Annotated in this window: 22 protein-coding genes and 2 tRNA genes; 2 read left to right on the top strand and 22 right to left on the bottom strand. The window is 68.1% G+C overall.

The genetic code is table 11. The features are described 5' to 3' along the window. Positions 1-144 precede the first annotated feature (144 nt). The 13 genes from ACODTB_RS02795 to fliF form a co-directional block, all read right to left on the bottom strand. Positions 145-1,167 (bottom strand): flagellar motor protein MotB, encoded by a 1,023-nt coding sequence (locus tag ACODTB_RS02795; RefSeq protein ID WP_291112500.1) that lies wholly within the window; start codon positions 1,165-1,167, stop codon positions 145-147. Next, the gene (gene motA, locus ACODTB_RS02790; RefSeq protein WP_291112498.1) at positions 1,154-2,074 is read right to left on the bottom strand and encodes a flagellar motor stator protein MotA; all 921 of its coding nucleotides are present in this window, start codon (positions 2,072-2,074) and stop codon (positions 1,154-1,156) included. Before motA ends, ACODTB_RS02795 begins: the two co-directional genes overlap by 14 nt. A 38-nt stretch (positions 2,075-2,112) precedes the next feature. Continuing rightward, positions 2,113-2,826: an RNA polymerase sigma factor FliA gene (gene fliA, locus ACODTB_RS02785; RefSeq protein WP_291112557.1), complete on the bottom strand. Its 714-nt coding sequence runs from the start codon at positions 2,824-2,826 to the stop codon at positions 2,113-2,115. 8 nt (positions 2,827-2,834) lie between these two features. Next, the gene (locus ACODTB_RS02780; RefSeq protein WP_291112496.1) at positions 2,835-3,287 is read right to left on the bottom strand and encodes a flagellar basal body-associated FliL family protein; all 453 of its coding nucleotides are present in this window, start codon (positions 3,285-3,287) and stop codon (positions 2,835-2,837) included. A gap of 35 nt (positions 3,288-3,322) precedes the next feature. Beyond that, positions 3,323-4,372, bottom strand: a complete 1,050-nt coding sequence (locus ACODTB_RS02775) for a flagellar hook-length control protein FliK (RefSeq protein ID WP_488929078.1) — start codon at positions 4,370-4,372, stop codon at positions 3,323-3,325. Then, positions 4,369-4,680: a hypothetical protein gene (locus ACODTB_RS02770; protein WP_291112493.1), complete on the bottom strand. Its 312-nt coding sequence runs from the start codon at positions 4,678-4,680 to the stop codon at positions 4,369-4,371. Before ACODTB_RS02770 ends, ACODTB_RS02775 begins: the two co-directional genes overlap by 4 nt. After that, positions 4,673-5,059, bottom strand: a complete 387-nt coding sequence (fliS, locus tag ACODTB_RS02765; protein WP_291112491.1) for a flagellar export chaperone FliS — start codon at positions 5,057-5,059, stop codon at positions 4,673-4,675. Before fliS ends, ACODTB_RS02770 begins: the two co-directional genes overlap by 8 nt. 43 nt (positions 5,060-5,102) lie before the next feature. Beyond that, on the bottom strand, positions 5,103-6,464 hold the full coding sequence (gene fliD, locus ACODTB_RS02760) for a flagellar filament capping protein FliD (protein ID WP_291112489.1): 1,362 nt from the start codon (positions 6,462-6,464) through the stop codon (positions 5,103-5,105). Between the two features lie 89 nt (positions 6,465-6,553). Next, complete coding sequence (locus tag ACODTB_RS02755) at positions 6,554-6,991, bottom strand: flagellar FliJ family protein (RefSeq protein WP_291112487.1); 438 nt, start codon at positions 6,989-6,991, stop codon at positions 6,554-6,556. Continuing rightward, entirely contained in the window at positions 6,988-8,295 is a 1,308-nt protein-coding gene (gene fliI, locus ACODTB_RS02750; RefSeq protein ID WP_291112485.1) for a flagellar protein export ATPase FliI, read from the bottom strand. Before fliI ends, ACODTB_RS02755 begins: the two co-directional genes overlap by 4 nt. Beyond that, positions 8,292-9,002 carry a flagellar assembly protein FliH gene (gene fliH / locus ACODTB_RS02745; protein WP_291112483.1) on the bottom strand — a complete coding sequence of 237 codons (711 nt, stop codon included), beginning with the start codon at positions 9,000-9,002 and terminating at the stop codon, positions 8,292-8,294. The genes fliI and fliH overlap by 4 nt, the downstream gene beginning before the upstream one ends. Then, positions 8,999-10,024, bottom strand: a complete 1,026-nt coding sequence (locus tag ACODTB_RS02740; RefSeq protein ID WP_291112481.1) for a FliG C-terminal domain-containing protein — start codon at positions 10,022-10,024, stop codon at positions 8,999-9,001. Before ACODTB_RS02740 ends, fliH begins: the two co-directional genes overlap by 4 nt. Further along, complete coding sequence (fliF, locus tag ACODTB_RS02735; protein ID WP_291112479.1) at positions 10,008-11,690, bottom strand: flagellar basal-body MS-ring/collar protein FliF; 1,683 nt, start codon at positions 11,688-11,690, stop codon at positions 10,008-10,010. Before fliF ends, ACODTB_RS02740 begins: the two co-directional genes overlap by 17 nt. 360 nt (positions 11,691-12,050) lie before the next feature. On the opposite strand from fliF, the gene ACODTB_RS02730 reads away from it, so the two are divergent. Continuing rightward, positions 12,051-13,670: a sensor histidine kinase gene (locus ACODTB_RS02730; protein WP_291112477.1), complete on the top strand. Its 1,620-nt coding sequence runs from the start codon at positions 12,051-12,053 to the stop codon at positions 13,668-13,670. Positions 13,671-13,685: 15 nt separating this feature from the next. Here the strand turns inward: ACODTB_RS02730 and ACODTB_RS02725 are convergent, their stop codons facing one another. From ACODTB_RS02725 to ACODTB_RS02700, 6 genes are all read right to left on the bottom strand, one after another. Beyond that, positions 13,686-14,129: a hypothetical protein gene (locus ACODTB_RS02725; RefSeq protein ID WP_291112475.1), complete on the bottom strand. Its 444-nt coding sequence runs from the start codon at positions 14,127-14,129 to the stop codon at positions 13,686-13,688. Continuing rightward, a complete protein-coding gene (locus ACODTB_RS02720; protein ID WP_291112473.1) occupies positions 14,126-14,470 on the bottom strand; it encodes a PTS sugar transporter subunit IIA in 345 nt (114 codons plus the stop codon). Before ACODTB_RS02720 ends, ACODTB_RS02725 begins: the two co-directional genes overlap by 4 nt. Positions 14,471-14,492: 22 nt before the next feature. After that, complete coding sequence (locus ACODTB_RS02715; RefSeq protein ID WP_291112471.1) at positions 14,493-15,266, bottom strand: hypothetical protein; 774 nt, start codon at positions 15,264-15,266, stop codon at positions 14,493-14,495. A gap of 18 nt (positions 15,267-15,284) precedes the next feature. Further along, positions 15,285-15,902, bottom strand: coding sequence for a hypothetical protein (locus ACODTB_RS02710; protein ID WP_291112469.1), 618 nt, complete (start codon positions 15,900-15,902; stop codon positions 15,285-15,287). 169 nt (positions 15,903-16,071) lie between these two features. Next, positions 16,072-16,734: a hypothetical protein gene (locus ACODTB_RS02705; RefSeq protein WP_291112467.1), complete on the bottom strand. Its 663-nt coding sequence runs from the start codon at positions 16,732-16,734 to the stop codon at positions 16,072-16,074. Between the two features lie 16 nt (positions 16,735-16,750). Then, complete coding sequence (locus ACODTB_RS02700) at positions 16,751-17,338, bottom strand: hypothetical protein (RefSeq protein WP_291112465.1); 588 nt, start codon at positions 17,336-17,338, stop codon at positions 16,751-16,753. 218 nt (positions 17,339-17,556) lie between these two features. Here ACODTB_RS02700 and ACODTB_RS02695 point away from each other — a divergent pair, with 218 nt between their 5' ends. Further along, complete coding sequence (locus ACODTB_RS02695; protein ID WP_291112463.1) at positions 17,557-18,228, top strand: hypothetical protein; 672 nt, start codon at positions 17,557-17,559, stop codon at positions 18,226-18,228. Between the two features lie 65 nt (positions 18,229-18,293). Here ACODTB_RS02695 and ACODTB_RS02690 read toward each other — a convergent pair. The 3 genes from ACODTB_RS02690 to lon all read right to left on the bottom strand — a co-directional run bounded on the left by ACODTB_RS02690 (position 18,294) and on the right by lon (position 21,060). Further along, positions 18,294-18,367, bottom strand: a tRNA-Cys gene (locus ACODTB_RS02690). 73 nt (positions 18,368-18,440) lie between these two features. Next, positions 18,441-18,516, bottom strand: a tRNA-Gly gene (locus tag ACODTB_RS02685). A 111-nt stretch (positions 18,517-18,627) separates the two neighbouring features. Continuing rightward, positions 18,628-21,060 (bottom strand): endopeptidase La, encoded by a 2,433-nt coding sequence (gene lon, locus ACODTB_RS02680; RefSeq protein WP_488929077.1) that lies wholly within the window; start codon positions 21,058-21,060, stop codon positions 18,628-18,630. Positions 21,061-21,088 lie beyond the last annotated feature (28 nt).

Below are 21,088 nucleotides of genomic sequence, written 5' to 3'. Positions count from 1 at the left end.
CCCGCGCCGGCGCTGGCCGCGTCGGTGGGGGGCGCGTCGGCGGCGCGCGCTGCGGCGGCGGGCTCGGTGCCGGGGTTGCCGGAAATTCTCATGCGATCTCCTCGCGTTCGTCGGGTTTGCATTCGCCTGCGGCCTGAAGGGCGTTCATGGGGTGACGGGGGGGTGGCTGGCGCCGCGGTCCATCACCTGCTGCAGGCCGGGGATGCCCTGGCTGGCCTTGAGCAGAGAGGCGCGCAGCGCCGCGAGCACGTCCAGGCTGGGCATCTCGGTCTGCACGCCGGGCACCAGCGGGTGCTGGTCCGTGGGCGCGCCGAACATGGCGGCGATGGCCCCGCTCTGGCCTTCGGTGAGCACGAGCAATTCGATGCGCCGGTTCACGCTGGCGTGGGCGTCCCCGGTTTCGAAGGGCGCACGATCGGCCATGCCGACCACCTGCAACACGTTGCGCGCGGGCATGCCACCATCCATCAGGTGTGCGCGCGCGGCGGCGGCGCGCTCGCTCGACAGCGTCCAGTTCGATGCGGTGTGCGGGCCCGCGCCGGCATAGGGCCTGGCGTCGGTGTGGCCGACGATGAGCATGCTGTTCTCGATCTTCGCGAACAGCGGGCCCATGCGCCGCAGCATGTCCTTGAATTTCGCGCCGGGCGTCGCGCTGCCGAGCTGGAACATGCCTTCGCGGTCGGTGTCGTGCAGCATGATGCGCAGCCCGTAGGGCGTGACGATGGTCTGCAGGTTGGCCTGCAGGCCCGCTTGCTCGCTCATCAGCTTGAGCAGCTCGGCCAGGTCCTGCAGCTGCGCGGGCGTTTCGTAGCGCACGCGCTGGCCCGGTTCGCGCGGCTGCACCTCGCCCACCTGCTCGCCCGCCATCGGGCCACCACCCGACCCGCGGGCCGGCATGGGAAAACGCTCGATCAGGCTGCCGCGCGGACCACCCACGGTTTCGACGCGGGGGCCGCGCCCTTCGTTGACCACGTGCCCTCCGCTGGCGGACATCAGGCCGCTGAGCTCTTCCTTGTCGCGCGCGGCGAGCACCCACAGCACCATGAACAGGCACATGAGCGCGAGCACGAAATCGGCGAAGGCCACCTTCCAGGCCCCGCCGTGCGCCTCTTCGTCGTGGCGCCGCGAGGCGCGCTTGACGATGGTGGCGTGGTCAAGCTTGGACACGGCGATCCCCCGCGCGGCGGTTGAACTGCTGCCGGGGTTCCTCTTCGCGGCCCTCCAGCGCGTTGATCCAGGACTCCAGCTTGGAGAAGCTGGGCTTGATGTTCAGTTGCACCAGGCGGCGCCCGGCGTCGATGGCCAGCAGCGCGACCTTGCCCGACACATGGGTGACCAGCACCACCTTGACGGCTTCCATGTGCGACATCTCTTCCTTCACCAGCTGCTTCATCATGTTGCTGATGGGGTCGAGCACGGCGTAGCACAGGAAGATGCCGATGAAGGTGCCGACCATGGCCGCGGCCACCTTGGCCGCGATCTCACCCGCGCCGGCACCGGCGCCCACCGAGTTCATCGCCATCACGATGCCCAGCACGGCGGCCAGGATGCCGAAGCCGGGCATGGCCTCGGCGATCTTGTGCAGCGACTTGGCCGGCTGGTTCAGTTCCTCGTGGATGGTCTCGAGCTCCTGCTCCAGCACGCCCTCCAGCTCATGGGCGTTGATCTTGCCGATGGCCATCAGGCGGAAGTTGTCGACGATGAAGTGCAGCAGCTTGGGTTCGTCGAGCACCAGCGGGTACTTCATGAAGATCGCGCTCTTGTGCGGCTCTTCCACGTGGGCGTCCAGGGCCTTGATGCCGCCGGCGGCGGTCTGCAGCAGCTCGTACATGAGCAGCAGCAGCTGGCGCTGGAACTCCTCGCCCTGCTTGCGCGAGCCGACCAGCTTGCGCAGCTGGATGCCCATCTCGCTGAGCACGTGCCGCGGGTTGCCGACGATGATGGCGCCCAGGCCGGCGCCGCCGATGATCAGCAGTTCCACCGGTTCCCAGACCACCGCGAGGTCTCCGCCGCCCAGCAGGAAGCCGCCGAAGACGGTGAGGAGGATGACAAGGGCGCCGACGAAGAGTTGCATGGCTGGGGCTTTGAAAAATCGGTCAGTCGGTCAGTCGGTCAGTCGGTCTGCAGGACGGTTTTCATCTTCTGCAGGGCGGCCTTGTTGATCTGGCAGATGCGGGCTTCGGTCAAGCCCAGCACCGCCGCGATCTCCTTGAGGCTCAGTTCGTATTCGTAGTAGAGCTGAATCACGCGCTGTTCACGCTCGCTCAACGTGCCCAAAGCCTGCTGTAGGCTTCGTTTGAGCACCAGTTCGGCCTCCGGCGAGCGCTGGGCGGAGGCCTCGTTGGAGAGCGCGTCGAACATGTCGTCGAAGCTGGCCAGGGTTTCGGCGTTGCTGTCCTGCTGGTAGGCCAGGTAGGCCTCGGGGCTGATGTCCAGCCCGGCCAGCACCTCGGCTTCGGTGGGTTCGCGCCCGATGCGCTTCGTGAGTTCGCGCACCTCGGTCTTGAGGCGAAAGCTCTCCTGGCGCACCGAGCGCGGCCGCCAGTCCTGGCGGCGCAGCTCGTCCAGGATGGCGCCGCGCACCCGCAGGCTGGCGAAGGCGGGAAAACGGTCGTCGGGCTCGCCGTAGCGGCGCAGGGCCTCGAGCAGGCCCATGAGGCCGATCTGCATCATGTCGTCGCGGTCCATGGTGCCACCGACCTGCGAGCTGAGCTGGCGCACGGTGCGCCGCACCAGCGGCGTGAACGCCAGCAGGTGCTTCTGCTCGTCCGCCGCGCCGAGCTCGGCCGCGGCCACGCTGGCCATCTCGGTGTAACCGCCGTACATGCCGTCGCTCACTCGATGATGAGCTTGCCGATCATCACTTCACCGAAGGGCATGGCCCGCGCCTCGGACTTGAAGCTCTCGACGTAGGCCTTCTGCACATGGTCGGAAAGCGCGGGGATGGTGAGCATGCCGGCCTGTTCGAGCGTGAACTCGGAGAGCGAGCGGACCGCGATCGAGCGCAGCTTGGGCAGTTGCTGCTTGGTCTGCGCCTCGTCGGCCACGGGGGTCTTGAACACCAGGTCCACCGCGAGGTAGTTGGTCAGCGGGCCGCCTTCGCGCCCACGCAGCATCACGATGACCTTGTCCAGCGTGACGTAGCGGTACTCGCGCTTGTCGGGCGCCGGGGCGCCGGCCACGGCCGGCTTGGCCGGGCGCAGCAGCCAGTAGGCCGCCGCGCCGCCGCCCACGGCGGTGAGCAGCGCGACGCCGACGACGAGGGAGATCAGTTTGACTTTTTTCATGCGGGCAGGCTCGGTGGCGGTCGGTCGGTGGCGCTTCAGGCCAGGGAGAAGGCGCGCCGGTCGGCCTTCGATTCACTCAGCAGGCCCTGGCCGGGCCGGTCTTCCTGCTGCGGCGGGTGTTGGCGTTCTCGGTGCGAGGAGCGGCCGTCGGCGAGCGCGCGGTCTTCGAACACCTGCACCGTGACGGGGCTGCCCTGCTTGTGCGTGAGTTCCTGCCGCAGGCCTTCGCCCATGGCCTGCAGCTGGCGCACCACGTCGTGGTGGGACGCACTGAGCTGCACCTGCAGCTGGCCGGCCTCCTGGCGCAGCACGATGTCGATGCGGCCCAGGGCCGGCGGCTCCAGCCGGATGCGGGCCTGCTCGATGCCTTGCGAGGCCTGCACCTGCAGCCGATCGCCCAGCGCCTGCGCCAGCGGGCGCTGCCACAGGTCGGGCTCGGCGGCGGGCAGGCGCACGCTGTCGCCTTCGAGCACGAACGTGCCGCCCCCGGCCGGCGCGGTCACGGCGGCAGGACCGGGCTGCACCGGCGGCAGTTCGAAGCGCGGTGCGCGCGCGCCGGCATCGGCCGTGGTGCTGCCCTGCCCGGCCGGTGCGGCCGCCGGCAACGGCGTCGAGGCGTCGGACACGGCGGCATCGGCGGGCACGGGCACAGCCGCAAGGGACGTCGCGGGTGCCGGGCTGGTAGGGAACAGGGCCACGGGCGCGGCGCCCGGCGGCGGCGCGGCGGGCGCGGGGGGTGCGGCCTGCGAGGAGCGCAGCGCCAGCTGCAGCGCGCGCTCCACACCCACCGTCCACTGCACCTTGGCCAGGGCGGCGGACAGCATCGCCTCCGTGGGTTCGGCCGGGCCGTCGTCGCGCGCCTGCTCACCGTCATCGGCCGCCGGCTCTTCATCTAGCAGGCCGATCTCGGTGGGAAAGGTGGGGCCGGCGTCCTCGACGGGCTCCGCGCCTTCGCCCACGGCCAGCAGGTCGGCGAAATCGCCCGGCAGCGCGGCCTGTCCATCGGCTGACGGCGCGACCGGCGCGGCACCGATCGGTGCCGGCACGGCGGGGGCGAGGTTGAGGATGGGGGATGCGGCGTTCATGGCGAGGCCTCCTGCAGGTCGGTGCTCAGGGCGTAGGCGGTCCAGCCGGTGCGCTGGTCGCACAGCGCCTGCAGGCGCTCGTGGGCCTGGGCATGGGCCTGCGCGCAGGCGGTGCGCGCGGCCTCGTGCGCCTGCCGCAGTGCGTGGTGCGCGGCCTGCTCCGGCGCGCTCAGTGCCGCCACGGCGGGCAGGCGGGCGAGCAGCGCGGCGAGCTGTTGATCGGTGCGGGCCAACGCGGCCCAGTCGGCGGCCTGCGTCTCGTGGCGCAGGCGCGCCGCCAGGTCCAGGAACGCCTGGCGCTTATCCATGGTGGGCCTGCATGCCTTCCCAGCCTTCCTGCAGCGTGCGCAGCAGACGGCCCACTTCGTCGACCATGCCCACGTCGAGCCGGACCCCGGCCTCGTGCAGGCGGCGGGCGCAGTAGTCGTAAACCTGCGCGACCTGCGCGACCACCTCGCCACCGGCGTCCGTGTCCAGCGAACTGGACAGGCCATTGAGCATGCCGACGCATTTGTCGAGGCTGCGCGCCTTGGCCTCGAAGCGGCTGCCTTCGATGTGGGCGCGCGCGCGCGCCAGCTCGTCCTGCAGGCCGTTCATCAGGATGAGCACCAGCTGCACGGACGAGGCCTGTGCCGTCTGGGCGCCCAGGTCGACCTGGGCGTAGCTCTCGTATGCGTCGTATGTCAAGGAAGTCCTCGTCTGGGGTGGTGACGGGCGGTGCGGTCGGTCCTCAGGCGGTGGCCGAGGTGGACGATCCGAACATGCCCGAGGTCTGGTTGAGCTGACCCATCAGGGATTGAAGTTGGGTGAACTGCAGCAGGTAGCGCTCGTAGGACATCGCGAACTGCTCGTCCAGGCGCGCCTGGCGGTGGGTGATGTCGCGCTGCAGGGTCTGCACCGAGTCCTGGCGGCGCTTGATCTGGCCGTTGCCCGAGTCGAGCCAGGTCTTGAGGTAGGTGTTCATCGAGCCCAACACGCCCGAGGGCGCCGACAGGCTGGACGAGCCGAAGGCCTTGTCCAGCGCGTCGGGCTTGACGTCCAGCGTCTTCTTCAGCTTGGCCGCGTCGAAGGTGAGCGCGCCCTGACGGTCGGTGGAGATGCCCAGCTCGGACATGCGCACGCCGCCAAAGTCCTGGCGCAGGATGTCGTTGAGTCGGGTGCGCAGCGCGCGAACGCTGCTGTCGCTGGCGAAGACGCCTCGTGCGGCCGCGTTGATGTCGGTCTTGGTGAGGTCGTTGATGACGCCTTGCAAGGTGTTGAAGGCGGTCACGAAACTGCGCACGTTGTCGGCGGTGCCGGCCTCATCGGCGGCCACGGTCAGCGTGGCGGGGGCGTCGCCCGTGGACATGGCGCGGGTGAGGCTGAGGGTCACGCCGTCGATGGCGGTCACGGTGTTGCTGGCCTGCTGGATGCGCACGCCCGTGCCCTGGTCGCCCAGCCACACCACCGCGTCGCGCGCCTGCGCCAGCTCGTTGGGCGTGGCGCTCAGGGCGTTCTTGAGCGCCCCGGCGGGCAGGCCGCTGGCGTCGACGGTGATCGCGCCGTCCTCGCCGCTGGCGCCGGACGAGAGGATCAGCTGGGAGCCGTTGCCGGTGTTGACCACCTGGGCCGTCACCTTGCCCGCGTTGCCCGAGGCCTGGTTGATGGCGCGCGCGATCTCGGTCTGCGAGATGGTGCCGTTGCCATCGGCGTCGGCCATCAGCAGGTTGACGTTGAAGCTGCTGCCGTCGGCCTGCTGGATCACCAGCGGACCACCGGTGGCCACCGGCACGGCGGGCAGGTCGGCGAAGGCGATCTGGTGGTTGGAGGCCACGGCCTCGACGAAGAAGCTGTAGGTGCCGGGCTGGGCCGAAGCCGAGGCCGTGCCGGTGGCGCCCGAACTGCCGGCGAAGCTCACGCTGTTCTTGACCAGGCCCTTCTTGCCCGAGAGCGCGTCCATCGCGGTGTTGAACGCCGAGAGGGCCGAGCGCAGGCGGGTGTAGCCCGCGTTGGTGGCATCGGCGCTCTTGCTGTCGCGCGTGATGATGTCCTGCGTGCCCTGCGTGTAGATGGTGGCGAGCTGGGTCGCCATCTGGGTCGGGTTGATGTCCATGGTTGCTCCTGATCAGGCAGGAAAAGCCCCGCCCATGCCCGGTAAGGCGACCGGGAGCAGCGGTTTTTGAAGGGGGTGGCGGTTTTTTTTCATCGCGGGGTGGTCCGGCGCCAGACGGTCAGGGCCACGTCGTCGAGCTGTTTTCGCGCCCGCACTTCGCCGGCCAGGCGCCATTCGCTCTCGCGCTTGTGCAGCACCTGGGCCACACCTTCGCGCTGGCGAAAGGCGGCGTGCAGGGCCACGCGGGTAGCCTCCACCTCGGCGCTGTGGCGCTCCAGGCTGCGCTGCTGCTCCTGCGCCAGGCCCATCACCGACTGCTTGTAGGCCGCGCAGTTCGCGGCCAGCAGGAAGGGCTGGGCGCCCGAGGGCCCGGCGGCGTCGCAGATGGCGTGCAGCCGATCCACGCTGCGCTGCATGCGCTCGCGCACCGACTGCTGGCGGCTCAGCTCGGCGCCGATGCGCTCCTGCTCGCGCTCGCGCGCGGTGACCAGGTGGCCGAGGGTGACGAGGTAGGTGGGCGGGTTCATGCCATCAGCTCGCTCAGGTCGCGCAGGCAGTCGGTCAGGGGCGCGCTCTCCTTGACGCCCTGGTGCAGGTAGGCCTCGATGCGCGGGTACAGGCTCACGGCCCGGTCGGCCTGCGGGTCGGCGCCCGGCACGTAGGCGCCCATGGGCAGCAGGTCGCGCACCTGCTGGTAGCTCGACAGCAGCGCCTTCATGGAGCGCGCGGCGGCGATGTGCGCCTGCCCGGCCACCAGCGACATGCAGCGGCTGATGGATTGGCCGATGTCGATGGCCGGGTAGTGGCCGCGCTCGGCCAGGGCGCGCGAGAGCACGATGTGGCCGTCCAGGATGGCGCGCGCGGTGTCCACCACCGGGTCCTGCTGGTCATCGCCTTCGGCCAGCACGGTGTAGATGGCGGACATGCTGCCCTCGCCCTCCCCATTGCCCGCGCTTTCCACCAGCTGCGGCAGCACGCTGAACACGGACGGCGGATAACCGCGCGTGGCCGGCGGCTCGCCGAGCGAGAGGGCGACTTCGCGCTGCGCCATGGCGTACCGGGTGAGCGAGTCCAGCAGCAGCAACACGTTCTGGCCCCGGTCGCGGTAGTGCGCGGCGATGGAGTGGCAGAGCTCGGTGGCGCGCAGGCGCATCAGTGGCGATTCGTCGGCCGGCGCGACCACGACCACCGCACGGCGCAGGCCGGCCGGGCCGAGGGAGAGGTCGATGAACTCCCGGACCTCGCGGCCCCGTTCACCGATGAGCCCGACCACGACCACGTCGGCCACGGTCTGGCGCGTGACCAGGCCGAGCAGCACGCTCTTGCCCACGCCGCTGCCGGCCATCAGGCCCACGCGCTGGCCGCGGCCGAGGGTGAGCAGGCCGTTGATCGCGCGCACGCCGACATCCAGCGGTTCGTGCACCGGCCGCTTGCGCAAGGGGTCCACGCGCGGGGGCTGGCTGCCCAGGCGGTGCTCGCCGCCCAGGCGCCCCAGTCCGTCCATGGGTTCGCCCAGGCCGTTGACGATGCGACCCAGCCAGGACGGGCCGATCAGCAGCTCGCTGTCCGACGCCATCGGCAGCACCCGCGCGCCGGCGCTCAGACCGTCGGTTTTCTTGAAGGGCATGACCGAGGTGGTCTCGTCGCGAAAGCCCACCACCTGCGCCTCGACCCACTCGCCCGGTCCGGCTTCGATGCGGCAGCGCTGGCCGATGCGAAGCTGGCAGCCCTTGACGTGCAGCAGCATGCCCGCCACGCCCACCAGCCGCCCCGTGGGAACGGAGACCGGCACGTCGGTGAGTTCAACGGACTTGAGGCGCTCGGCAATCATGCGGCGAGCTCCGTGGGCGCGCCCGCCTCGCCTGCGGCAGGCTCGGCGTCGAGCAGCTGCGCGCCGATCTGTTCCATGCAGGCCTGCAGCCGGTGGCGGCAGCCGGCGTCGGCCTCCTGGCCGCCGCAGTGCACCCGGCATTCACCGGCGTCGAGGCGGCTGTCTGCCATGAGTTTCCACGTGCGGGCGCGCACGGGGTCCAGGTCGCGGATGCGCTCCAGGTCTTCCGGGTTGAGGAACACCTCGATCTCGCCGGTGGCAGGCGGCATGCTCTTGAGGGACTCCTCGACCAGGGCCAGCAACTGCGCGGGCTGCAGCGTGAGCTCGGCGCGGATCACCTGCCGGGCCACCTTGCCCACCAGATCGACGACCTCGCTGCGCAGGGCCTTCTGGTAATCGTCCTGGGCCTGGTGCAGGGCCGCGAGCGCGGCGTCCACTGGCGCCGCATACACCTGCCAGCGGGCCAGCACGGCGGCACGGGCCTCGGCCAGCCCTTCGTCTCGGCCTTCCTGGAGCCCTTGCAGGCGGCCTTCGGCCTGGCCGCGCTCCGCCCCGCTGTCATAGCCTTCGCGGTAGCCGCGGTCCATGCCCTGCTGAAAGCCTTCGGCCAGCGCCGCCTGCGCGCTCTCGGCGTCGCCGGGCGACAGCGCCTGGACCGGCGTGAAGCGGCTCAGCGGCGGGAAGCGGTGCGGCCGGTAGATCTTCATGCGACCACCGCCTCGGCAAACAGCTGGATCTGGATCTCATCGCGGTCCACCAGCGCCTTGACCTCGCGCATGATCTCGGCGCGTGCCTGCTCGACGCGGCTGAGCGGTACCGGTCCGGTGCGACGCAGCGTGTCTTCGAAGGATTGCGCCTGGCGCCTCGGCATGGCCTGCAGCACTTTGCGGCGCACCTCGGGGTCCGCACCCTTGAGCGCCACGGCCCACAGGTCCAGCGGCGAGGTTTCGATGATGCGGGTGATGACTTCCTCGGTCTGTCGCGAGAGGATGAAGAAGTCGTACATGCTGACCTCGATCCGAGCCATGACGGCCGGATCGCGCGCCCGCATCTGCTCGACCATCTTCTGGCGGTTGCCGGGCAGGCGGTTGATGATCTCGGCGGCCTGGCGCACGCCCTCCACCGTGGCGCTCTGGGTTTCCAGGCTCGCCAGGTACGCATCCACCAGCACCTCGAGTTCGCGCAGGATGTCGTGCTCCACATGGCCGAGCTGGGCGATCTGCATCAGCACCGCGTCGCGGTTTTCCTCGGGCAGCCGCTCGATGACCTCGCTGGCCAGTGCCGAGGGCAGGAAGGCCAGGAAGACCGCCTGCATGTGCTCGTGCTCGGCTGCGATGCGGTCGGCGATCCAGCGCGATGAGGCCCACTGCAGCCGGGCCATCTTCGGCCGGATGGCGTCGCCGTAGATGCGGGTGAGCACGCTGCTGGCGATGTTCGCGCCCAGCGCCATGTCCAGCGAGCTCTTGAGGTAGGCGCGTGAGGCGCCGTGCACGCCGCTTTGCTCGCGGTAGTCGTCGAAGAAGCGCTGCAGGGCCGTGCGGGCCATGTCCACCTTGATGCCGCTCATGCGCGACATGACCTGGGTGACGTCCAGCAGTTCCTCGCGCGAGAGGTGCTGCAACACAGCCGCGGCCGGCTGCTCGCCCATGCTCAGGAGCACGATGGCAGCCTGTTCGGTGGCCGAGAGCGAGCCGCTGTCGGCCCCTTCCTGATCAGGTGATGGCGGCATTTTTCTGGACCCACTGTTTGACAACTTCGGCGACGCGCTCGGGCTCCTTCTGGGCCAGCACCTTCAAGTGATTGACCAGCACCTCCACCGGCGAACCGGGCGGCGGCAGGTCGTAGTCGGCGAGCAGCGGCACCATCGCGCCGGAGGCCGACGGCTGGACCTTGTTGGGCAGCGCCGCAACGGCCTGAGACGGCTGGGCCAGCGCGGGCGCCTCCTCGGCTGCGCCAGGGCCGCCTTCGAGGGCGATCAGGTCGGTCATGCCGACTTCGGCGGCGGGCTTGCCGCGCTCACGCAGAAGGCGCAGCAGCGGGCGCGCCAGCAGGAAGTAGGCGAGCAGCGCGCCCAGGGCATACAGGCCCCAGGTCACGAACTCGAACACGGTCTCGCGTTCCGCGTACCAGGGCACGGCGGGTGCTGCACCGGGGAAGGCCAGCGCCGAGACCACAAGCTGGTCGCCGCGCTCGGCGTTGATGCCCAGGCCGCCGCGCAGCAGGCTTTCCATGCGCGCGATTTCCTGAGGCCCCCAGCTGGCGGCACCGCCGGGGGCGGCACCTTCGTTGAGCACCACGGCCACACTGAGCTTCTTGAGCTGGCCGCGCGCGCGCTGGATGGTGGTGACACTGCGGTCGTAGGCGAACTGCCGGGTGACGGCGCTGCGCTCGGCGGTGTTGGGAGCCTCGTTCGCGTCCGGCGCCGGTGTGGCCGGGCGGTTGCTGAGCGAGCCCGGCACACCGAGCGCCACGCGGTCGCGGTTGCTCTCCTCGCGCGACGCTTCGTTGGTGACCTTGGGCGCATCGCCGTAGCGCTCCTGGGTTTCCTGCACGCGGTCCTGACCGAGCTCGACCGCCACGCTCACGTTGTAGTTGCCCGCGCCCAGCAGCGGCTGCAGCAGCTGGTGCGCGTTCTGCAGGATGTCGTTCTGCGCCTTGCGCACCGCCTCGTCGGCGAAGCTGCCCTGGTCGATGCCGTCCTTCACATCGACGCGCGCGGAGAGCAGGCGGCCGGCCTGATCGACCACGCTCACGCGGGACGGGTCCAGGTTGGACACGCTGCCGGCCACGAGCTGGATGATGGAGGCGATCTGCTCGTTGCCCAGCGTGCGGCCGGGGTGCAGGCTCAACACCACCGAGGCCGTGCTCTTGTCCTGGGCGTTGAGCACGAAGGTCGAGGAGCGCGCCACGGACAGGTGGACGCGGGCCGAGCGCACGGCGTCCATCGAGGTGATGCTCTGCACCAGCTCGCCTTCCAGGCCGCGGCGGAAGCGGATGTCCTGCACGAACTGCGTGACACCCAGCGGGTCGTTCTTGTCCATCAGTTCCAGCCCCTCGGGCAGGCGCGCGGTGACGCCCTTGGCCGCCAGCAGCATGCGGGCGCGGCCGAGGTCGGAGGACGAGACCAGCACCTGGCCCGACTCGGGGTGCAGCCGGTAGGCGATGCCTTCGGCATCCAGCGCGGCCATCATGTCCGACACCGGCACCTGCTCGCGCGCACCGAACACCGGCTTGTAGCTGGCCTGGTCGTTCCACAGGAACATCATCACCAGGGCCGTGATGCCGATCGCCAGCAGCACGACCGGCAGCAGGCGGGACATCAGTTCAGGACGCAAGGCGCCGCCCAAGGCTTTCCCCGAGGGCAGCTTGTCGCGCATGAGCCTGAGTGCATTCATTCGATGGGTCCTGTTGGGGTACCGGTGGATTCTTGGCGCTGGCCCCCCCTCGACCACTTCGCTCTTTGAGTCCAAATCCCCCCGTAGGTCCGGCCTCGCGCGACACGACATCGACAAACGACTGCTTTCGAACTAAAGCGCGGCGCCATGCCACACATGCCCGTCCCTGTGTGGGTGGCGCCCTCCATCGGGGGCCGCCCAAGCGTGTCAATTTGCTCGGAATGGGCGGAAAAATTTGAGGGCGTTGGACGCAGGACGCAACGCCGAGTCGCACCGCCGCCACAGGCTGCTGGTATGGTTGACGCCGCAAGCGCCGCCCAGACGGGACAGCAGCGCCACCGACAGAAAGCACCTCTCCCCATGCCCACCCTTGAACCGTCCGCGCCCCCCTCGACCCAGGCCGCAGAAAAGGCCTCCTGCGGCCTGACGATCGAGCGGTTGCAGGAACAGGCGGCGCTGGCGCGTTCGATCGCCGACCGATTGCCATGGCAACTCGCGCACTTCGACCTCGATCTGCGCTGCCGCTTTGGCAACCAGGCCTTCTGCGACAGCCTGCGCATCGACCCTTCGGCACTGGAAGGCCGGCCGTTCCAGGACTGTTTTCCCCAGGACGCCCTGCCCGCCCTGCTGCCGCGCTTCATGCAGGCCCTGGGTGGCGAGAAACAGCTGAGGCTCACGGAGCAGTCCACGCCGGGCGGAGCCCACACCTTCACCGAGACCTCGTTCACGCCCGACGTGCACGACGGCGTGGTCCTCGGGGTCTTCGTCGAAACGAAGGACGTCGCCGGGCGAGCGCGCGTCGATGACCTCGCGCAGAACAAGCGCCGCTTCGACCTCATGGCCGATGCGCTGCAGGACTCCTGCATCTACTTCCTCGACCCGGTGGGCCGCATCACCGAATGGAGCGAGAGCGCGCACCGCCTGCACGGCTTTTCCCGGGAACAGGTGGGCAACATGCACCTGGCCGACATGGCCGCGCCGCGCGTCGGTGAAGAGGCGGAGATCGGCATCGACGACACCATCCGGCTGGCCATCGATCGCGGCCAATGGGAAACCCGCGGCTGGCTCAAGCGCGCCGGTGCGGAGGCGTTCTGGGGCCAGACCTTGATCACGGCCCTGCGCGGCGACAACGGCGAGCTCGAAGGCTTGTCCTGCATCACGCGCGACATGACCGCGATGAAAGACCTGGACCGGGTCATGAACGACCTCAACGCCGAACTGGACCGGCGCGTGACCCAGCGAGTGCGCCAGCACACCGTGCCGAACAAGGACCTGGACATCTTCACCCACTCCATCACGCACGATCTGCGTGGGCCGGTGCGGCACATCAACACCTTCGCCGGCCTCATCGCCGAGGAACTGGGCGAGAACGCCAGTGAAGAGATCCGGCATTTCCGCGATGCCATGAAGCGGGCCTCGCAGCGCCTGAACGCGATGATCGAGAACCTGCTGACCTACTCGCGCATCGGCCGCATCGACCTGCACCCCGAGCGGTTGGCGATGAACAGCGTGCTCGAAGGTGTGGTCTCGCGCCTGCGGCAGGCCGCCCCCGACCGCCATATCCAGTGGGAGATCCAGCCCGATCTGCCGACGGTGGTGGCCGACGCGGCGATGGTGACCGACCTGTTCACGCGGCTGCTGGACAACGCCATGAAGTTCACGCGCAAGGTCGAGCCGGCCGAAATCCAGATCGGCTGCCGCACGGAGAGCGACGGCACCTGCCGGTTCTTCATCGTGGACAACGGCGCCGGCTTCGACGTCGCCAAGGCCAGCAACCTGTTCCTCATGTTCCAGCGCCAGCACCACACGCTGGACTTCGAGGGCCACGGCGCGGGCCTGGCTCTGTGCCAGCGCATCGTGCAGCGCCACAACGGCCGCATCTGGCTCGACAGCACGCCGGGCCACGGCTGTGCGGTCTACTTCACGCTGCCGGTGGAAACGGCGATGGCGGCGTCCGGCCTGGCCGCGCTCGGGTGCTGATCGCGCAGGCGGCGCTCAGCCGCCCGACAGGCGCGCCAGCCAGCGGTGCAGCAGATGCGCCCTGCGCTGGCGCCGGCGACCGATGTCGAGCAGGCGGATGGCGGCGGCTCGGCATTCGGCCAGGTAGCGCTCGCGCTGCGGAATCTCCCAGTCCGGCTCGTTGAGGGCCTTGTTGCGCACGGCCGCGAGATACCGCAGCCGCCGGTCCAGCCGCGCCGGCACCGGGTGGCGCACGCTGTCGAGCTTGGAGTGGATGCCCCGGCCCTTGCCGCCGAAGTCGCGCGCCAGCACCGAGTCGATCACCGCGGTGATGTCCAGCACGTCCTGCATGGCTTTCATGTGCGGGGTCTTGACCGTGTGCTGGTACAGGGGGATGACGTCGCCCGCGCGGTCATCCGGATGAATGTCGTCTCGCGGGCGAAAGCCGGGTGTGGCGGAAGACACGAGGGATGGGTTCATGGTGCACAGACTCCAGCAAACGGTTCCACGGTTCGAGCATCGGGGGCGGCAGGCTCGCGGCCCATGGCGTTCTCCTCCGCCAGAACCGCCAGGCACTTCACACAGGACACCGGCTCGCCCCGCCGGGCTTGCCATCGACGGAAGATGCCGCTGGGCCGCGCACCACACAGCGCCTTGCCGTCGGGCGGGGAATGCTCGGACCACAGATGGACGACCACCCCCAGATCGACACCGGGACCGGCCCCGGCAGCGCTGAGCCGGGCGGGCACGGTGGTGGCCGCGGGCGCCGACGCCCGATCGGCGGCACTGCGCAGGCAAGGGATGTTCAGGGGGTACAACAAGGTTCGCTCCTGGGCGTTCGGCTCACAACCAAACGCTCCTGCGGCCGCTCTCCATCGCCTCCTGGTTCTGCAGCTCTCGCACGGCGGCCCGCACGAGGATGTGATCGAAGGCCTTGAGAATCTCGCTGGTGCTGGTGAAGGCCTCGCCGGAAGGCGTGGCGGTGGGCACATCGGGGGCCTGCCGCGGGTTGCCAGACTGGGAGGGGCCCCTGCCCATCATGTGCGCATGCCTCAATGCGGCCTGCACGACCTCTTCGCCGGAGACACGTTGCCAGCGGTCCGACCGGCGCAGGTGGGTCACGCCCTGCCCCGCCGCGTTGCAACTGTGAACAACCAGGGGATCGTCCGGCAGGCGCGGTGCGAACGCGAGGTGCACGACGCTGTTGTGCGCGACCTCCTCGTCGGTGAGGCTGGCGGTCTGTGCCCACGGAATGGGCGCCAGTCGAAAGAGCATGTCGGCCAGCGTGCCGCCCAGGCCCGCGGTGCTCCCGGTGTCGAACACCGACAGGGCAAACGGCCGAGGCTCGTGGGGGTCGCCCGAGCGCAGTTCGCCCCAGGCGCTGGTTTCGGTGAAATCGAGCGATCCAGGGCCCGAGTCGACATCGAGCTGTGAATGCGCGTGGACCACGCGAAGCATCACGGCAGGCCCCTGCCGTGGCGCATGCTCGCGCTCCTGCAACACCTGGATGATGCTGGAGAGCAGGTACTTGTGGCATGCGAAACAGGACGCCGGATTGTGCCGCGGCGCGCGCCGTGCGCTCAGCCCGTACAGTTGGGCGTGGTCATCGCTGTGCATGGGCAACCGACCTCACCATCACCCCTGGGCCGCGTGTTTCATGAGGTAGCCGGTGTCGATGGGGTCCGACACCCGCACGACCATGTGCGTGCGGATGCCCACGATGGTGACCTCGGCGGGCAAGGGATCCGACACCTCGGCGACCAGCGTGTCGATGCCATGGCGCACCGCCCAGGCCTGCAAGGGCTCCGAGAAGTGCCGCCAGCGCTGGACCATGCCGAACCGGTCCACGCCAGAGATGGAGACCCGCGCCACATCCTTCGCGTGCATGGTCAGGCCATAGAGGTAGACCCCCACGAAACGGCCGGTAAAGGTCTCACCGTTGCCGACGGCCACCTCGGAGCGTTTGACCGCTTCCCCGATGGCTCGCACCAGAAGGGAGGAGCCATCCTCGGAGGGCCAACAGGGTGTGATGAAGGACGCCAGCCGGAGCGTGGCTTCCTTGAGGTTGGGCTGCTGCGCCCAGCAGGACAGACCGAACCCCTCGTAAGGCTGGCCAGCCAGCGCATCGTGGATCCACTGCTCGGGCCCACCCGTTTCCAGCGCCTGCAAGGGCCAGTAGGCGGTGCCCCCACCACCCTGGACCGCCTTGGCCTGGCGGGTGCGCGCCGCGTTGAGCGAAACGATCTGCGTCATGCCGAGCCGCGCGCGCGGGAAGGCGCGAACGCATCATGTGCTGAGCGGATCGGCCAGGAGCGCGACGGGAGGGATGAGGGCCACGTTTCAAGCATCCGGGTATTCTTCTACCCAATGCCTCGGCGGCCGCCCGGTCTACGGTGCCGTTTTGCCCCGTAGAGGGAAGGTGTCAGCCAAACTTCGGCATCTGGTTGCGCGATTGGCGGTACGCGGCGATGCGGGCCTGCACCTCGGCGCGCGCCTCGTCCATGCGAAGGTCCTGCGTGGCGCAGGCAGGGCAATGCGCGGGGCCCTGGTGCTGCTTGACCACCGGGTGCTTGGTGTTGCAGGCACCGCACTGCCGGACTTCGATCTCGCGGCTTTGCAGCCCCTCGATCAGCAACGCATAGGTCTCGAACGTGATGCGCTGGCTGTCGCCCACGGGCGGCACCGTCCGGCGGTACTTGTTGTAGACCTCGATCATCTTGTCCAGCGCCTTGCCGAAATTCGTCTCGACCACGGCGTACTCGCCAATGCCGCGCGATCCGAAATGCAGGGCCATCAGGTACGAGGCCTCGAAGCGCTCCGCCGCGCTGTCGAGGAAGGTCTTGGCTGTCGTGGTTTGTCCCAGGCCTCTGGGCCGCTTGACCTTGATACCGTACTGCCCGAGACGGCGGTCCATCTCCTCTTTGATGCGCTGCTCGCCCACGTCGGTGCCCAGCAGCTTGACGATCAGCTTGGTGCGCGAGGTCAGCTCGATCAGGGCCTCGAATCGCTCGTCCGATACCTGGTCCTCGAAGAGGACGCGTTTGTGTCCAGAAGAAGCGAGGGCTCGGCCCGCGGTGTTGATCATGGTGATGTCCCTGGTTTCAGTGAATGCGGTTCTTCGAACGCCGGCTCATGACCATGAACTGCGTTTTCTGCGAAGAGGTCAGGTCGCGCGTGGCGGCGGCCTCGAAGTAGTGGTCACTGGCCACCGGAAACATCACCAGGCCGGGGTTGGCCGAGATGTCCCAGAGTTCATGCGGTCCGAAGCGGCGGACGTGCACGGCTTCGCTCATGGACAGATCGAACAGCACGCAGGCCTCGTCGAACGAGGTCTTGATGCTGTCGACGCGCACCGCCAGCGCCATGAAGGCCTCCTGGCGATTGGCGGCCTCGAATTCGCCCGGCTGCACCAGCGACGCCGATGTCGTGGGCAAAAGTCCTGTGTGGATCATCATGGAAAACAGCGGATGCGAGCAGTCCGCCAGCTTGATGACTTCGTCCTCGCTCAGCAGGGCCAGCAGCTCCAGCAGGTTGCGCTGCCCCGGGAACCAGCGTGCGATGACACGCGGGTCGACCAGTTCGGAACTGCGCGCGATGTGCCAACGCCGGGCCAGCGCCTTGAGGTTTTCGGCGCGAATGGCCCTTTCATATGTGGGCAGATGCAGATTGCCTTGAATCCGCGAGTCCATCAGCGCTGTCATCATCTGTGTACATTCCCCTGTCTGTTCTTGAACTGCGTCGCCAACGCGCCCGAAAGGGACATGGTGTTACGCCCAACCAGCCGGTTGGCGTCTACCATGGCAGCCAGCCCTTTGCGACGCCCACACCCCAACGCCCAGCCCTCATGCCAAGTCTTGAACCTCTGTCTATCGGCGATCTTTCTGCGCTCTTTAGGGCTCGATTGAGAATGAGCCTGGATCGCCTGGGCTTTCCGGGCGCCATGCGTGAAAAAAGTCGCGAACTGGGCTTCAGGCTGGGGGTAGACGAAAGCCTGGCCTCGGCCTTCCTCACCGGCGACGTGCTCCCTGACTACGAGGCCCTGCTCACCCTCTGCGCGCTGACCCAGCAATCACCCGGCTACTTCCTCGACCCCAACGCCGACGCCCTGCCCCAGGGGACCCGGCTCGTCCCGGCCATCGGCCCGGGCGAGGACCTGGCCATCTGCCTGCCCGAAGACATGGCCGGTGGGCGCGCCGCCCAGGAGGCCGAGCTTTGCCACTATCGCGCCCGCAGGGACATGGGCTTTGGCGTGAGGGCCGGCGACTGCATCCTGGCGGTGTTCGTGCCGATGGAGCCGGCCTCGATGCAGAAGGACCGCATCTACCTCATCGGCAGCGAGACCGGCTTCGATCTGCGCCGCTGCGTCGTGCAAACGCCCGTGCGGGCGGCCTTCACCAGCTTTGACGGCAAGTCTGCCCAGACCATCAAGCCGCACGTCGCGGCGGTGGGGCAGGAACGGCCGAGCTTCCGCGCCGAAGGCCTGGGCGACGAGGTTCATGCCTTCGCGGAAGTGATCGGCCTGCTGCGAGGTGCGCAGAACCTGCCGCTCGAACCCAACGCCCTGGATGTCCAGGGCTGAGCTGCGGCGAACAGACAAAAAAAAGCCCGCCATGGGCGAGCTGGATGTTTCGAACCGGTATTTTTTGGAGGCGCGATCCGGAGTCGAACCGGACTAACCGGATTTGCAATCCGGGGCATAACCGCTTTGCTATCGCGCCGTCAGGACCGGCACCAAAGACACCGATCTCAAACTCCGACAAAAAAGGGAAGCAGAGCTTCCCTTTTTGAATTTGGAGCGGGAAACGAGATTCGAACTCGCGACCTCAACCTTGGCAAGGTTGCGCTCTACCAACTGAGCTATTCCCGCATTTCTTACCACCTGCTGCTGCATCTGCTATTGCGTTTGCCGCTGCATTTCGGTAAGCCATGATTCTAACCCGAAAAAAGGGGCCCTTTCAAGCCCCCCGAAATTTTTTGATCAATGTTTCACCGCGTCGGGAGACGCCGTCGGCTTGCTCACGCTGGCCGCCGCGATCTGGGCCGCGACTTCCTCTTCGGTGAGCGGCACGGGCTGGCGTTCGAGCGCAATGGCGAGGACCTTGTCGATCCATTTCACCGGCACGATCTCCAGGCCCTGCTTCACGTTGTCGGGAATCTCGGCGAGGTCCTTCACGTTCTCTTCCGGGATGATCACGGTCTTGATGCCGCCACGCAAAGCGGCCAGCAGCTTTTCCTTCAGGCCGCCGATCGCAGTCACTTCACCGCGCAGCGTGATCTCGCCCGTCATGGCCACATCGGCGCGCACGGGAATGCCCGTGAGCGACGAGACCAGCGCGGTCGTCATGGCCGCACCGGCGCTCGGGCCATCCTTGGGCGTGGCGCCATCGGGCACGTGGATGTGGATGTCGCGCTTGTCGAACTGCTCGTCCTTGATGCCCAGCATGCGGGCGCGGCTTCGCACCACGGTGCGGGCCGCTTCCACCGATTCCTTCATCACATCGCCGAGCGAACCCGTGCGCGTGATCACGCCCTTGCCAGGCATGATGGCCACTTCGATGGTCAGCAGATCGCCACCGACTTCCGTCCACGCCAGACCGACCACCTGGCCCACCTGGTTCTGCGCCTCGGCTCGGCCGTAGCTGTACTTGCGCACGCCCAGGAACTCGCTGAGGTTCTCGGCATTCACCACCACGGTGGGCGTGTACTTCTTGAGCAGCAGGCCCTTGACCACCTTGCGGCAGATCTTGGAGAGTTCACGCTCGAGCGAACGCACACCGGCTTCGCGGGTGTAGTAGCGCACGATGTCGCGCACGGCGTCGTCGCGCACGTCCAGCTCGCCTTCGCGGATGCCGTTGTTCTTGAGTTGCTTGGGCAGCAGGTAGCGGATCGCAATATTGGTCTTCTCGTCTTCCGTGTAGCCCGAGAGGCGGATCACCTCCATGCGGTCCAGCAGGGCCGGCGGAATGTTCATCGAGTTCGACGTGGCGACGAACATCACGTCGGACAGGTCGAAGTCGACCTCGATGTAGTGGTCACCGAAGGTGTGGTTCTGCTCGGGGTCCAGCACCTCCAGCAGCGCGCTCGAAGGATCGCCGCGGAAGTCCGTGCCCAGCTTGTCGATCTCGTCGAGCAGGAACAGCGGGTTGCGCGTGCCGACCTTGTTCAGGCTCTGCAGCACCTTGCCCGGCATGGCGCCGATGTAGGTGCGGCGGTGGCCGCGGATCTCGGCTTCATCGCGCATGCCGCCCAGCGCCATGCGCACGTACTTGCGGCCCGTGGCCTTGGCCACCGACTGCCCAAGCGAGGTCTTGCCCACACCGGGTGGGCCAACCAGGCACAGGATGGGCGCCTTGACCTTGTCCACGCGCTGTTGCACCGCGAGGTACTCGAGGATGCGGTCCTTGACCTTCTCCAGGCCGTAGTGGTCTTCGTTCAGCACCGCCTCGGCATGCGCGAGGTCGTGCTTGATCTTGGTCTTCTTGCTCCAGGGCAGGCCGACCAGCGCATCGATGTAGTTGCGCACCACGGTGGCCTCGGCCGACATGGGCGACATCAGCTTGAGCTTCTTGAACTCGGCATCGGCCTTCTTGCGCGCTTCCGCGGGCATCTTGGCGGCCTTGATCTTCTTCTCGATCTCCTCGATGTCGGCGCCCTCTTCGCCTTCGCCGAGCTCCTTCTGGATCGCCTTGACCTGCTCGTTCAGGTAGAAGTCGCGCTGGTTCTTTTCCATCTGGCGCTTCACGCGCCCGCGGATCTTCTTGTCGACGTTGAGGATGTCGACCTCGCGCTCGAGCTGTTCGAACAGGTTTTCCAGCCGCTTGTTGACCGGATCGAGGTCCAGCACCACCTGCTTGGACTCGAGCTTGAGCGGCAGGTGCGCGGCGATCGTGTCGGCCAGGCGGCCCGGATCGTCGATGCTGGAGATCGAGGTGAGGATCTCCGAGGGGATCTTCTTGTTGAGCTTGACGTACTGGTCGAACTGCTGCATCACGGCGCGGCGCAGTGCTTCGAGTTCGTTGGACTGGGTGTCGGCCCGCTCCACGGCCGGGTCGACCGGGCTCACACTGGCGATGAAATGGCTTTCGCCATCGCGGATGGTCAGCACCTTGGCGCGCTGAACACCTTCGACCAGCACCTTCACGGTGCCGTCGGGCAGCTTGAGCATCTGCAGGATGGTGGCGACGCAGCCCATTTCGAACATGTCGTCGGTCGACGGCTCATCCTTGGCCGCGGCCTTCTGGGCCACGAGCATGATGCGGCGCTCGGCCTCCATCGCGGACTCCAGCGCCTTGATGCTCTTGGGCCGGCCCACGAACAGCGGAATGACCATGTGCGGGAACACGACCACATCGCGCAAGGGCAGGAGTGGCAGTTCAACCGGCGTGCTGGGAAGGGGGGTCTGTCCGGACATTTCAACCTCGACTAAAACGGGTAAATGG

It is taken from the genome of Hydrogenophaga sp. FG152, from assembly GCF_057809615.1.
This window is presented reverse-complemented; position numbering and strand designations above follow the sequence as displayed.

Bases quoted from the DNA above. Each gene is read 5' to 3' on its own strand.
- ACODTB_RS02715 (WP_291112471.1), bottom strand. From the start codon at position 15,266: ATGCACAGCGATGACCACGCCCAACTGTACGGGCTGAGCGCACGGCGC.
- ACODTB_RS02705 (WP_291112467.1), bottom strand. From the start codon at position 16,734: ATGATCAACACCGCGGGCCGAGCCCTCGCTTCTTCTGGACACAAACGC.
- fliA (WP_291112557.1), bottom strand. From the start codon at position 2,826: ATGTACGGCGGTTACACCGAGATGGCCAGCGTGGCCGCGGCCGAGCTC.
- motA (WP_291112498.1), bottom strand. From the start codon at position 2,074: ATGCAACTCTTCGTCGGCGCCCTTGTCATCCTCCTCACCGTCTTCGGC.
- ACODTB_RS02730 (WP_291112477.1), top strand. From the start codon at position 12,051: ATGCCCACCCTTGAACCGTCCGCGCCCCCCTCGACCCAGGCCGCAGAA.
- ACODTB_RS02740 (WP_291112481.1), bottom strand. From the start codon at position 10,024: ATGCCGCCATCACCTGATCAGGAAGGGGCCGACAGCGGCTCGCTCTCG.
- ACODTB_RS02775 (WP_488929078.1), bottom strand. From the start codon at position 4,372: ATGAACGCCGCATCCCCCATCCTCAACCTCGCCCCCGCCGTGCCGGCA.
- ACODTB_RS02780 (WP_291112496.1), bottom strand. From the start codon at position 3,287: ATGAAAAAAGTCAAACTGATCTCCCTCGTCGTCGGCGTCGCGCTGCTC.
- ACODTB_RS02695 (WP_291112463.1), top strand. From the start codon at position 17,557: ATGAGCCTGGATCGCCTGGGCTTTCCGGGCGCCATGCGTGAAAAAAGT.
- ACODTB_RS02725 (WP_291112475.1), bottom strand. From the start codon at position 14,129: ATGAACCCATCCCTCGTGTCTTCCGCCACACCCGGCTTTCGCCCGCGA.
- ACODTB_RS02710 (WP_291112469.1), bottom strand. From the start codon at position 15,902: ATGACGCAGATCGTTTCGCTCAACGCGGCGCGCACCCGCCAGGCCAAG.
- fliH (WP_291112483.1), bottom strand. From the start codon at position 9,002: ATGAAGATCTACCGGCCGCACCGCTTCCCGCCGCTGAGCCGCTTCACG.
- lon (WP_488929077.1), bottom strand. From the start codon at position 21,060: ATGTCCGGACAGACCCCCCTTCCCAGCACGCCGGTTGAACTGCCACTC.
- ACODTB_RS02755 (WP_291112487.1), bottom strand. From the start codon at position 6,991: ATGAACCCGCCCACCTACCTCGTCACCCTCGGCCACCTGGTCACCGCG.
- fliF (WP_291112479.1), bottom strand. From the start codon at position 11,690: ATGAATGCACTCAGGCTCATGCGCGACAAGCTGCCCTCGGGGAAAGCC.
- ACODTB_RS02770 (WP_291112493.1), bottom strand. From the start codon at position 4,680: ATGGATAAGCGCCAGGCGTTCCTGGACCTGGCGGCGCGCCTGCGCCAC.
- fliD (WP_291112489.1), bottom strand. From the start codon at position 6,464: ATGGACATCAACCCGACCCAGATGGCGACCCAGCTCGCCACCATCTAC.
- fliI (WP_291112485.1), bottom strand. From the start codon at position 8,295: ATGATTGCCGAGCGCCTCAAGTCCGTTGAACTCACCGACGTGCCGGTC.
- ACODTB_RS02700 (WP_291112465.1), bottom strand. From the start codon at position 17,338: ATGGACTCGCGGATTCAAGGCAATCTGCATCTGCCCACATATGAAAGG.